Source organism: Ruegeria sp. BHSB172 (genome assembly GCF_059613165.1).
Genome location: NZ_JBXWRZ010000020.1, coordinates 1 through 12088, shown reverse-complemented (window position 1 = coordinate 12088; position 12088 = coordinate 1). Strand labels below are relative to the sequence as shown.

Genomic DNA, 12088 nt, shown 5'->3' with positions numbered 1-12088 from the left:
GATCATTGCACCAGATAGGGCTTGTGATAAGGCCGGGTCTGGCCGCCGAACACGTCGTCGACCGGAAAATCCCCCATCAGGAAGGGGTGCATGCCTTGGTTCTTTAGGTTCTGCAGGAATTTTCCGAACCCGGTCAGATCGACCATCCTGGGCGCTTCGATCAGGTGGCCCGGCTGCGACACGCCCATCTCGTCGATGACGGTCTGCAGATGCTCGATCGGGGATTCGAGGAATTCTGCCATCGACCAGATTCGCACCCGTGCCTTGGTCCAGACGGAATCGAGCACCTCGAGCTGCTCGCTCTCGATCTTCTGCAGCCGCGCGGCCTGGGCGCGGATTTCCCCGAAATTCTGGTTCGACCGGAACAGGGGCACCGCCCAGGCGCCGGTAACGACCGAAACCTGCGCGTTCTTGTCCCGCGCCAGGAACCAGTTGATCTTTTGCGTATCGGCGGGGCCGAACTGAAAGCACTGCCGCTCGCCGCGGGTGTTCCAGATCAGGTTCGACAGAAAGGCGGTTGGGTTGTAGTCACGCAGCGTCGCGCTGTCGCTGAGCGCGCCGTTGATGAGGGTTTCCCGGCCTGCGAACTCGGCCCGCTCGGGTGCGAACAGATGGCCATGGACCCGCGCGCCGGTGGTGTTTGACAGCCAGTCCTCGAAATCGACGAACAGCTCCGAAAATCCCTGAAACACCGAATAGGGGAACGCGGTCAACCCGTTCTCGCTGCCGTGGCGGGGAAAGCGGCTTTGCATGTACAGCCCGTCGCGTCCGCGGGTGCGACGCTCGACCGCGCGGGAAAACACCCGGTCGATCTTGCCCGGATTGGGTTCGGCAGGTTTCAGCGCGCCGGGCTGGTCGGACAGGAACGCCTGGTACAGCCGGTCGGCTTGTGGCCAGATTTTGCGGGCGACGAAACAGTCGGACCGGCGCAGCAGCTGCAGGTGATCGTCATAGAAGATGTGCGGCCGGCCCTGGTAGTCGAATTTAGACAGGGTCAGCGACCGGCTTTCGATCTGGGTGGAATACAGCCGCGCCAGTGTCTGGAAATAGCTTTCGTCCGGAATCCAGACATGCCGGAAATAGCGATCGTAAATCGGGCGTTTCGGGTCCTGCAGGATCGCCGACAGCGTCTGGCGGGTCAAGCACCACCACTGGCTGCCCATGTGGGGCACCAACCCGTCGGGGATTCGCCGCCGGTAGCCGACTGCGCGTTGCAGCTTTACGAACCGGTCGAACAGCTTGCGGTGCTTGCGCCACGAGAACGGAAACCGCAGCGTGAACCGCTCGGCATCCAGCCCGCCCACGGTCCAGCTGACATCGGCGGTGGTGGCGCTTTCGATGAAGTCCGCGCGCGGCCGGTCAGCCAGATAGTCGATCAGGTCCTGCACCGGGCGCAGCGGCAGGCACGCGCCCGAGGACAGAAAGACGTGACGCACGCCCGGGAAGCGGTCCAGCATCAGTTCCGCGGCCGTCTGGGTGGCCGCGACGATCCCCCAGCCGCCCCAGTGACAGACATGGCGGTCACAGAACACGATCAGCGGATCATCGGCGCAGGCCGACACGAAATCGTCATGCACCTGTCGGGCGACCTTACGATCGACATGGATCACCACAGGGCATCCCGCAGCCGTCCAGTGCCGGGCCACCTGTTCGGCCCGGCCCAGCGCGGTATGGACCAGCATGATGATGCCCAAGCTGCCATTCATGCCCAGTTCCCCTTGGACATCAGACCCAGAATCTCGAGCTGGCGCCAGTTGATGTATTTCTCGGACCATTTGCACCAGAAGACAGGCCGGTTTTCCAGCTCGGCCAGATAGGCCTTGTATTCCGCCGACCCGCGATAGTGCTGGCCCCGCCGCAGCTCTTCCTGCACCTTGGTGCCCAGGGTGTCGATCAGCTTGGCATGCAGCAAAGCGCCGCTGGCCTTTTCTCCGCCCCATTCGTCATAGACCTGGTTCAGGCCGCGCGGCAGCAAGGCATGGGTCGAACTGACATAGACATATCGCCGGTCCCATCTGACCAGCGGGATCTTGTTCAGGGCCGGGGCCTTTTCCGGCCGGTCCCGGAAGAACATGCGCGCGCGCGGGCCACCCTGGATCCAGAGGTTGCCGTATACGGGGTTTTTGCTGATCACATAGTTGCCCGAGTCGAACCAGGGCGCGATTTCGAACGGGTCCAGACCTTCGTGATACGGGGCCTCCTGGATCGGGCCTTCGGGGTACATGTCCAGCAGCATGGTGCCGAAGCTGCGCACCCCGGTGCCGTCCAGCCAGTCGGTCAGCGCGCGCAGCGGGCGCGTGTCGCAGAAGGGATAGACGAAGAACTCATCCGGATCGACGGTCAGGACCCAGTGGCCATGCGCGTATCGGCGCAGCAGGTGGTTGGACCAGTCAACCCCGAATGTGGCCCGGCGATAGCTGGCCGCCGTATGCCAGACCGAGACGTCGGGCTGCTGTGCCAGGTATTCCAGCGTGCCGTCATCGCTGTCATTGTCCACGAACAGAAAGTGGTCGATGCCCAGCTTTCGGTAGTAGGACAGGAACCAGGGCAGGCGGATCTTTTCGTTGCGCACCACGCTCATCAACAGGATGTCGTCCGAGCGGATCTGGCGGGTCTTGTCCTGAACGGGTTTCAGATCGCGGCCGCGGCGGGCGCAACGCAACAGACGGCGCTTGCGCCGCAGTCTCATCCGATAGGAAGCCAAAAGGCTCACGCGACTGCCCAACCTTTTTCCTTACGCGAGCATGCCCGGGGCTGGTTGCGGCCAGAGTGGTGCCGGGCAATGACGTTTTATGACATTTTCGCACCTTGCAAGGCAATCTATTTAAATGGCGTTATCCAGACAGGGGTTTTCCGGGTGCGGAGTTCCCCCCTCAACGCCAACCGCCCGAAGACATCAGCCCCAACGCCTGCAGATGCGCCCAGCCCGCAAAGCGCTCGGAACGGGCGGTCCACAAGTTAGGCCCGGCGATGATGCCATCATAGTATGGCCCGAATTGGTCGGGATCGTGAAAATGCTGGCGCCTGCGCTTTTCCTCCTGCGATTTGGCGACGACCTGCGGCAGGAACTTGGTGTGCAGCAGCACCCCCGAAGGCGCCTCGCCCCCCGGCCCGTCATAGGCATGGTTCAGATGCCGGGGCAGCGCCGAGTGGCAGGAATTCACATAGGCGAACCGGCGGTTCCACTTGACCAAGGGGATCTTGTTCAACGTCGGCGCCCGCTCGGGCCGGTCGGCAAAGAAAACCCGGTCACGCACCCCGCCTTGCACCCACAAATTGCCCAGCGGCTGTTGCCGCCGCACGCGATAGGGGCCGGGGTCGAACCAGGGCAGGGTCTCGGTCGGGTCGGTATCGGGGTCGTGCGTCTGGCTGCCCAGCGGTCCCTTGGGATAAAGGTCGAGCATCAGCGCGCCGAAAGCCAGCTGCCCGTTTCCGTCCAGCCATCGGGTCAGGTCATGCAGGGTGCGGCTGTCGTGATGGGCATAGATCAGCAGTTCGTCGGCATCCACCATCAGGGTCCAGTGGCCATGGCCATAGCGCATCTGCAACCAGGTCAGCCAGTCCAGCCCGAACCGCGCCTCGCGATAGCTGGCCCCGGTCTGCCACAGCGAAACGTCCGGCTGGTTGAGCAGGTAGGTGACCGAGCCGTCATCGCTGCCGTTGTCGACCATCAGGAAATGATCGACCCGCAGCCGGCGATAGTGGCGCAGAAACCAGGGCAGGCGCTCGATCTCGTTGCGCAGGGTGGTAAAGGCCAGAATGTCGGTGGGCGCGATCAGACGGGTCTTGTCCGACACCGGCGTCAACGCGTGGCGGCTGCGGAAGGACCGCCACAACAGGCGCTTGCGTTTCAGGCGCAGGCGGTATCTGCGAATCCAGCCCGGGGCGTTTTCGTCATGATGGTGCGCGGCGCCCATGGCACGATCACTTTTCGTAATGGCCATTCTGATGCCAGCGCCAGGCATCGGCGATCATCACTTCCAGCCGCGACCGTTTGGGCCGCCAGCCCAGTTCGGCCTCGGCCCGGGTCGAGCCTGAAACCAGCTTGGTGCAGTCGCCCGCCCGGCGCGGACCGACATTGAAGGGCACCTCGCGGTTGGTCACGCTGTGCGACTGCGCGATCACCTCTTTTACTGAAAACCCGGTGCCGGTGCCCAGATTGAACACCCGGCTGCCCTTGCTCTGTTCCAGCCAGCGCAGGCCCAGTACATGCGCATCCACCAGGTCGCAGACATGGACATAGTCGCGGATGCAGGTGCCGTCGGGCGTGTCGTAATCTGTGCCGTAGACGGTCAGCGCGTCGCGCTTGCCGTCGATCGCGTCCAATAGCAGCGGAACCAGATGGGTCTCGGGGCGGTGGAACTCGCCCACGTCGCCGTCAGGGTCGGCACCAGCCACGTTGAAATAGCGAAAGATCACGTGGTTCAGCCCGTGCGCCTGTTCGAAATCGCGCAGGATATCCTCAATCGCACGTTTCGAGGCGCCATAGGCGTTCAGCGGGTGTTGCGGCGTGGTTTCGTCCAGCACCACGTTGTCCTGGTCGCCATAGGTTGCGCAGGTGGACGAGAAAACGAAATCCAGGCAACCGGCGGCCACGGCCGCCTCGATCAGGTTCAGTGATCCGGTTACGTTGTTGCGCCAGTACCGGCCCGGCTCGCTCATGGCTTCGCCGACTTGGCTGAGCGCGGCGAAATGCATCACCGCCGCCGGTTGGTACTTGGCAAAGACCTGATCCAGCCGCGCGCGGTCCAGCATATCGCCCTGTTCGAACGGGCCGAATTTCACCGCATCCTGCCAGCCGGTGACAAGGTTGTCATAGGTCACGGGCACATAGCCCGCCTGCGCCAGCGCCTTGCAGGCATGAGATCCGATATATCCGGCACCGCCGGTCACGAGTATGTTTGTCATCCGTGGTCCTGCCGAATGTCTGCCGCTCATGGGCTAATTGCTGCGCTGCCCGCGCGGAACGGGGAATCTGCGCCTATTCCAACCCCATCGCGGCCATCATGCTTTCGATTTTGGCCACGTCCTGCGGATTGTTCAACTCCCAGAACTGGCGGCCTTTTGCCTCGACCTCGACACACAGAACCTTGCGTCCGTTTTCCATGAACCGCAGCTGTTCCAGCCCCTCGAGCCGTTCCAGCGGCCCGACCGGCCAACCCGGATAGGCGGCCAGCGCGTCGGGGCGGTAGGCATAGACGCCCACATGATGGAACACCGGCGTCGGATCCGACCCGGCATAGGTGTCGGCGGTGAAGGGGATCACTTCCTTCGAGAAATAGAGCGCGCTGTGATCGGTCGCGAAGACGGCCGTGGTGCCGCCCACCCGGCCGTGCCTGCGGTCGTTCAGCAGCCCGTTCAGCGCCTCGCCGTCGCACCGCAGCACCGGCGTGGCCACGCCGGCCTCAGGCGCAGCGCGCAGGCCATTGACCAAATCCTCGATGAACCAATGCGGGGTCAGGGGGGCGTCGCCTTGCAGGTTGACCACGATCTCGTATCCGCCGCCCAGCCTGTCATGCGCCTCGGCGCAGCGTTCGGTGCCGTTGGCGCAGCTTTCTGAGGTCATCACCACCTCGGCGCCAAAGCCCTCGGCCGCAGCGCGGATGCGGTCGTCATCGGTGGCCACCACCACCCTGTCGACGCCCGAGACCGACATGGCCGCGCGCCAGGACCGCTCGATCAGGGTCATGGGCTTTCCCGTTGCGCCGGTCAGTGGCACCAGCGGTTTGCCCGGATAGCGGGTTGAGGCATAGCGGGCGGGGATCGCGATCAGAACCGACATCAGGCCTCCTTGAGTTCGACGCCCGGGGCATAGGCAATAAAGAACGGGTTGGCATAACCCTCCTTGCCGTAGGTCAGCGGCGTGTGGTCGTCGAAACGCACCACATGGCCCCCGGCTCCGGCCAGCACCGCGTGGCCTGCGGCGGTGTCCCACTCCATGGTTCGCCCGACACGCGGATAGAGGTCGGCTTCGCCCGTGGCCACCAGGCAGAATTTCAGCGACGAGCCCGCCGACTTGCTGTCTTTGACCTGGTATTTGTTGATGTAGTCATCCGTGGCCTGATCGCGATGCGATTTCGAGGCCACCACCAAAAGCGCCGAATTGTCCGGATCAGAGACTGAAATCGGCGTGACCTCGCCCGGTTTGTCCTTGTCCAAGGCGTCGGTCTCCTCGACCGAGCGGCCATCGGCCAGGGTATAGAACATGCGCCCGCGGGCCGGGGCATAGACCACGCCGCGGGTGGGCACGCCGTTTTCGACCAGCGCGATGTTCACGGTGAAATCCCCGCGCCGGTTGATGAATTCCTTGGTGCCGTCCAGCGGATCGACGATTAGAAAGGTGTCGCCTTGCTGGCTGTGCGACGCGGCCTGTTCCTCGGTCACCAGCAGGATGTCGGGGAAGGCGGCGCGCAGCCCGGCCGAGATCAGCGCATCGGCGGCTTCGTCAGCTTCGGTCACTGGGCTGGAATCGGATTTGACCTTCACGTCAAAATCATCGGCATCGTAGATCTCCATGATCTTGTCGCCCGCTTCCAGGGCCAGGCGTCTGATCACGGGGATGAGGTCGTCATAGGTCACAAAAATGCTCCGTTTCCATGGTTTGTTGATCCGAAAACCTGACGAACTTATGCTGTGCCGGATACGGAACGGCAAGGAATTCGTGCCAGGCTGTCGGAACAAACCCGGGAAAGAGCGTTCGAGTGTTCTATTACAAGCGCAGCAGCAGCCTGCTTGGCAGCGCCTTCACCACGGCGGAACTGGTGTTCCACGCCGTCGTGCGCAACATCCGCTCGCAGCACAGCAACGCCGTTCTGGCCATCGTGATGAACATCCTGCAGGTCGTGCTGCTGGCCAGCGTATTCTACCTGATCATGTCTTTCATGGGTGCCCGGGTGGCCAAGATCCGCGGCGAGTTCATCCTGTACCTGCTGTCGGGCATTTTCCTGTTCATGACCCATATCAAGGCGGTGGGCGCGATCGCCTCGTTGGGGGGCACCAACAACCCGATGATGCTGCATTCGCCGATGAACATGATGGTGCTGCTGCTGGCGGCGGCTTTCGGCGCGCTGTATACGCAGATCGTGTCGATCCTGGTGATCCTGTTCGTCTACAGCGTGGCGGTCACCCCGATTGAGATGCAGGACCCCGGCGGCGCCTTCGCGATGTTGGTGCTGGCTTGGTACACGGGCTGTTCCGTGGGGCTGGTGTTCATGGCGCTCAAGCCGTGGCTGCCGACGGTGTCCCTGATGCTCAGCAACGTCTATCGGCGGTTGAACATGGTGTTTTCCGGCAAGATGTTCGTCGCCAACGCGTTGGGCGGCTATTTGCTGGCGATGTTTGCCTGGAACCCGCTGTTCCATGCGATCGATCAGTGCCGCGGGTTCATCTTTCGCAACTATTTCCCGCGCAACACCAGCTGGGAATATGCGCTTTGGGTCGGCATCGCGCTGATGATGATCGGCCTGCTGGGTGAATTCTATACACGCAAGCACATCTCGAAAAGCTGGGACGCCCGGCGCTAGGTCGCCACGCGCAGGGTCAGGTTGATGCGGCCACCCCGGGGCAGCAGGCGCGACGACCCGAACCGGATCCGGTCGATTCCGTGATAGGCCAGCCGTGCGGGGCCGCCCATGACCACCACGTCGCCCGAGTTCAGCCACACGGATTCGGTTTTTCCGCCGCGGGTGGTGTTGCCGATGCGGAACAGAGCGTCATCCCCCAATGAGATTGACACGACCGGCCACGAGAAATCGGCCTCGTCCCTGTCCTGGTGCAGGCCCATTTTGGCTCCTTCGCCGTAATAGTTGATCAGGCAGCAGTCCGGGTCGCGGTCCAGCGCGGTCACCTCGCGCCAGATGGTCAGGATCGGCTGCGGGATGTCCGGCCAAGGCATGCCTTTGGGGTGCGCGCCCTGGTAGCGGTATCCGCGGCCGTCCGACACCCAGCCCAACGGCCCGGCCGAGGTCATGCGCACCGACATCTTGCGCCCCGAGGCCGTGCTGGGATGAAACAGCGGCGCGGCTTTCAGAACCGGTCGCAAGGCGTCGACCAGCTGTTGCTGGGCGGCGCCGTCCAGATGGCCTTTTCTGATGTCGAATCCGCGTAAATTCAGGCGCGTCACGGCAGAAACCTCATTCCTTTCGAAATCCTTGCCAAAAAAGGCCCAAGATTCCCGAAAACCTGCATTTCACAGTGCTTGCAGGCCTTGGGCCTCGCCCTTATATACGCCGGGACGCGCGAGGGTGTAGTGCCACCGCGCCCAACAGATCGGGGCTGGGATGCCATAACGGGTTCTGGCCTCGGGACATCGCCTTGAAAAGAAAGGGATCGAAATAATGGGAAAAGTAATCGGGATTGACCTCGGGACCACCAACTCGTGCGTGGCCATCATGGACGGCTCGCAGCCGAAGGTCATCGAAAACGCAGAAGGGGCGCGGACCACGCCCTCGATCGTCGCCTTCACCGAGAATGAGCGACTGGTCGGACAGCCGGCAAAACGCCAGGCGGTCACCAACCCTGAAAACACGATTTTCGGCGTCAAGCGCCTGATCGGCCGCCGGGTCGACGACCCCGAGGTCGAAAAAGACAAGAAGATGGTGCCCTATCGCATCATCGACGGCGGCAACGGCGACGCATGGGTCGAAGCCCGCGGCGAAAAGTACTCCCCAAGCCAGATTTCGGCTTTCATCCTGGGCAAGATGAAGGAAACCGCCGAAAGCTACTTGGGTGAGGAAGTCACGCAGGCCGTCATCACCGTTCCGGCCTATTTCAACGACGCCCAGCGTCAGGCCACCAAGGATGCCGGCAAGATCGCCGGCCTGGAAGTGCTGCGGATCATCAACGAGCCGACCGCCGCCGCTCTGGCCTATGGCCTGGACAAGAAAGACAGCCAGACCATCGCGGTCTATGACCTTGGCGGTGGTACTTTCGACGTGACCATCCTGGAAATCGACGACGGCCTGTTCGAGGTCAAATCGACCAACGGTGACACCTTCCTGGGTGGTGAAGACTTTGACATGCGCATCGTCAACTACCTGGCCGAAGAGTTCAAAAAGGAACACGGCGTCGACCTGAGCCAGGACAAGATGGCCCTGCAGCGACTGAAGGAAGCTGCCGAAAAGGCCAAGATCGAGCTCAGCTCGACGACCCAGACCGAGATCAACCAGCCGTTCATCTCGATGGGCTCGAACGGCCAGCCGCTGCACATGGTCATGAAACTGACCCGCGCCAAGCTGGAATCGCTGGTCGGTGACCTGATCAAGAAATCGCTCAAGCCGTGCCAGGCCGCTCTGAAAGACGCCGGCATCTCGGCCAGCGACGTGGACGAGGTGGTTCTGGTCGGTGGTATGACCCGGATGCCGAAGGTCATCGAAGAGGTGACCAAGTTCTTCGGCAAAGAGCCCCACAAGGGCGTGAACCCTGATGAAGTCGTGGCCATGGGTGCTGCTATCCAAGCCGGCGTTCTGCAAGGCGACGTCAAGGACGTGGTCCTGCTGGACGTGACCCCGCTGTCGCTGGGCATCGAAACCCTGGGCGGCGTGTTCACCCGTCTGATCGACCGCAACACCACGATCCCGACCAAGAAGTCTCAGGTATTCTCGACCGCCGAGGACAACCAGAACGCGGTGACCATCCGGGTGTTCCAGGGTGAACGCGAAATGGCGGCCGACAACAAGCTGCTGGGTCAGTTCAACCTTGAAGACATCCCGCCGGCTCCGCGCGGCATGCCTCAGATCGAGGTGACTTTCGACATCGACGCCAACGGCATCGTTTCGGTTTCGGCCAAGGACAAAGGCACCGGCAAAGAGCAGAAGATCACCATCCAGGCTTCGGGCGGTCTGTCGGAAGACGACATCGAACGGATGGTCAAGGATGCTGAAGAGAACGCCGAGGCCGACCGCAAGCGCAAGGAGCTGGTCGAGGCCAAGAACCAAGCCGAAAGCCTGATCCATGCGACTGAGAAATCGATCGAGGAGCATGGCGACAAGGTCGATCCGTCGACCATCGAGGCGATCGAACTGGCCGTGGCCGCGCTTAAGGACGAATTGGAATCGGACAATGCCGACAAGATCAAGTCGGGCATCCAGAACGTGACCGAAGCGTCCATGAAGCTGGGCGAGGCGATCTACAAGGCGCAGTCTGAAGAGGCCAGCGAAGAACCGACCGCCGCCGATGCGGGCCCCGGCGATGACGACATCGTCGATGCCGAGTTCGAAGATCTGGACGATGACAAGCGCACCTAACGGCTAACCGGGCCAGTTCGGGCCGGTCCGGATACCGGGCCGGCCCGTTTTACGTTGAGGCAGAAGGAAACACCGATGTCAAAACGCTGCTATTACGAAGTGCTCGGCGTATCCAAGGGCGCTTCGGCGGAAGAGATCAAGAAGGCCTTTCGCCGAAAGGCGAAGGAGCTGCATCCCGACCGCAACAAGGACAACCCAGAGGCCGAGGCGCTGTTCAAAGAGGCCAACGAGGCCTATGACATCCTGCGCGATGCCGACAAGAAAGCCGCTTATGACCGGTTCGGTCACGCGGCCTTTGAGAACGGCACCGGCGGTGCGCGCCCGGGTGGCGGTTTTGGCTCGGGCGATTTTTCCAGCGCCTTTTCCGACGTGTTCGACGATCTGTTCGGCGATTTCATGGGCGGCCGGCAGGGCGGTGGGCGCCGGGCCGCGCGGGGGTCCGACCTGCGCTACAATCTGCGCGTGACCTTGGAAGAGGCCTACTCGGGGCTGCAGAAAACCATCAACGTGCCGACCGCCGTGGCCTGTTCGTCCTGCGAAGGCACCGGCGCCGAAGGCGGGGTCGAACCCACCACCTGCCCGACCTGTTCGGGCATGGGTAAGGTGCGCGCGCAACAGGGCTTTTTCACCGTCGAGCGCAGTTGCCCGACCTGTGCGGGCCTGGGCCAGATCATCAAGAACCCCTGCAAATCCTGCCACGGCTCGGGTCGGGTCGAGAAGGAACGCGCGCTGTCGGTCAACATTCCGGCAGGTGTCGAAACCGGAACCCGCATCCGCCTGGCGGGCGAAGGCGAAGCCGGCATGCGCGGCGGTCCTCCGGGCGACCTCTACATCTTTGTCGAGGTGACGCCGCACAAGCTTTTCGAGCGGGATGGCATGAACCTGTATTGCCGGGTGCCGGTCAGCATGGCCAAGGCGGCGCTGGGCGGCTCGATCGAGGTGCCCACCATCGACGGTGGCCGCGGCCGGGTGCAGATTCCGGCCGGCAGCCAGTCGGGCCGGCAGATGCGTCTGCGCGGCAAGGGCATGCCCGCGCTGAGGGGCGGCGGTGTCGGGGACATGTTCATCGAACTGGCGGTCGAGACCCCGGTCAACCTGACCGCGCGGCAGAAAGAACTGCTGAAGGAGTTTGACGAGCTGGGCGAAGACAACCACCCGGAATCCAAGAGCTTCTTCTCATCCGTCAAATCCTTCTGGGAGCGGATGCAAAGCTGATCCCAGTGTTTCAGACAGCCAAGGGCCGGCGAAACATCGCCGGCCTTTTTCGTTCTGAGTCCAGTTTGGTCCGAAACTGCGCGGAATTGGCCCTTGATTCCTCGCCCTAGCCTTGAGAATGTGCGCCCAACCGTTGGGGTGCCCCGAACCCGGGGCTGAGAGGCGCGCGAGCCAACCCATCGAACCTGATCCGGGCAATACCGGCGGAGGGAACGGTCTAAAACACTCAGACGTTTTCCATGCCCGCGTTGCCCCACATGCAAGAAGGGAGCGACATGGCGCATATCGCTTTGACCATCGCGGGATCCGACAGCGGCGGAGGGGCCGGCATTCAGGCCGACCTCAAGGCGATGTCGGCGCTGGGTGTGTTCGGTGCCAGTGTTATCACCGCCGTCACCGCCCAGAACACGCAGGCGGTCACCGCCGTGCATGGAATCCCGCTGGACGTGATAGCCGCGCAGATCGACGCGGTTCTGTCCGATCTGGACGTGCGCGCGGTCAAGATCGGCATGTTGGCCACGCCCGAAATCATCCAGACCGTCGCCGACGGCCTGTCCGGCTTTACCGGGCCCATCGTGCTGGACCCGGTGATGATCGCCAAATCGGGCGATGCCCTGCTGGCGCGTGAG

The 12088-nt window shown here is 62.8% G+C and carries 11 protein-coding genes and 1 riboswitch; of the genes, 4 read left to right on the top strand and 7 right to left on the bottom strand.

Features of this window, described 5'->3' with window-relative positions; genetic code table 11:
• Positions 1 to 2 precede the first annotated feature (2 nt).
• The 6 genes from AC2FM3_RS10835 to cysQ form a co-directional block, all read right to left on the bottom strand.
• Positions 3 to 1706: a DUF5927 domain-containing protein gene (locus tag AC2FM3_RS10835; protein ID WP_496681578.1), complete on the bottom strand. Its 1704-nt coding sequence runs from the start codon at positions 1704 to 1706 to the stop codon at positions 3 to 5.
• Positions 1703 to 2689: a glycosyltransferase family 2 protein gene (locus AC2FM3_RS10830; RefSeq protein WP_496681576.1), complete on the bottom strand. Its 987-nt coding sequence runs from the start codon at positions 2687 to 2689 to the stop codon at positions 1703 to 1705. Before AC2FM3_RS10830 ends, AC2FM3_RS10835 begins: the two co-directional genes overlap by 4 nt.
• Positions 2690 to 2873: 184 nt before the next feature.
• Positions 2874 to 3917 (bottom strand): glycosyltransferase family 2 protein, encoded by a 1044-nt coding sequence (locus AC2FM3_RS10825; protein WP_496681647.1) that lies wholly within the window; start codon positions 3915 to 3917, stop codon positions 2874 to 2876.
• Positions 3918 to 3924: 7 nt separating this feature from the next.
• Complete coding sequence (gene galE / locus AC2FM3_RS10820) at positions 3925 to 4908, bottom strand: UDP-glucose 4-epimerase GalE (RefSeq protein ID WP_496681574.1); 984 nt, start codon at positions 4906 to 4908, stop codon at positions 3925 to 3927.
• A gap of 73 nt (positions 4909 to 4981) precedes the next feature.
• The gene (locus tag AC2FM3_RS10815) at positions 4982 to 5782 is read right to left on the bottom strand and encodes a 3-deoxy-manno-octulosonate cytidylyltransferase family protein (protein ID WP_496681572.1); all 801 of its coding nucleotides are present in this window, start codon (positions 5780 to 5782) and stop codon (positions 4982 to 4984) included.
• Positions 5782 to 6579, bottom strand: coding sequence for a 3'(2'),5'-bisphosphate nucleotidase CysQ (cysQ, locus tag AC2FM3_RS10810; RefSeq protein ID WP_496681569.1), 798 nt, complete (start codon positions 6577 to 6579; stop codon positions 5782 to 5784). Before cysQ ends, AC2FM3_RS10815 begins: the two co-directional genes overlap by 1 nt.
• Positions 6580 to 6701: 122 nt before the next feature.
• On the opposite strand from cysQ, the gene AC2FM3_RS10805 reads away from it, so the two are divergent.
• On the top strand, positions 6702 to 7523 hold the full coding sequence (locus tag AC2FM3_RS10805) for an ABC transporter permease (RefSeq protein WP_496681567.1): 822 nt from the start codon (positions 6702 to 6704) through the stop codon (positions 7521 to 7523).
• Here the strand turns inward: AC2FM3_RS10805 and AC2FM3_RS10800 are convergent.
• On the bottom strand, positions 7520 to 8122 hold the full coding sequence (locus AC2FM3_RS10800; protein ID WP_496681565.1) for an alpha-ketoglutarate-dependent dioxygenase AlkB family protein: 603 nt from the start codon (positions 8120 to 8122) through the stop codon (positions 7520 to 7522). The two genes, AC2FM3_RS10805 and AC2FM3_RS10800, sit on opposite strands and share 4 nt — an antisense overlap.
• 214 nt (positions 8123 to 8336) lie before the next feature.
• Between AC2FM3_RS10800 and dnaK the strand changes: the two genes are divergently transcribed.
• The 3 genes from dnaK to AC2FM3_RS10785 form a co-directional block, all read left to right on the top strand.
• Positions 8337 to 10244, top strand: coding sequence for a molecular chaperone DnaK (dnaK, locus tag AC2FM3_RS10795; RefSeq protein WP_496681563.1), 1908 nt, complete (start codon positions 8337 to 8339; stop codon positions 10242 to 10244).
• Between the two features lie 75 nt (positions 10245 to 10319).
• Positions 10320 to 11459, top strand: a complete 1140-nt coding sequence (gene dnaJ, locus AC2FM3_RS10790) for a molecular chaperone DnaJ (RefSeq protein WP_496681560.1) — start codon at positions 10320 to 10322, stop codon at positions 11457 to 11459.
• Positions 11460 to 11583: 124 nt separating this feature from the next.
• Positions 11584 to 11688, top strand: a riboswitch (TPP riboswitch).
• A gap of 46 nt (positions 11689 to 11734) precedes the next feature.
• A partial coding sequence (locus tag AC2FM3_RS10785) for a bifunctional hydroxymethylpyrimidine kinase/phosphomethylpyrimidine kinase (protein WP_496681645.1) occupies positions 11735 to 12088 on the top strand: 354 nt, incomplete at its 3' end.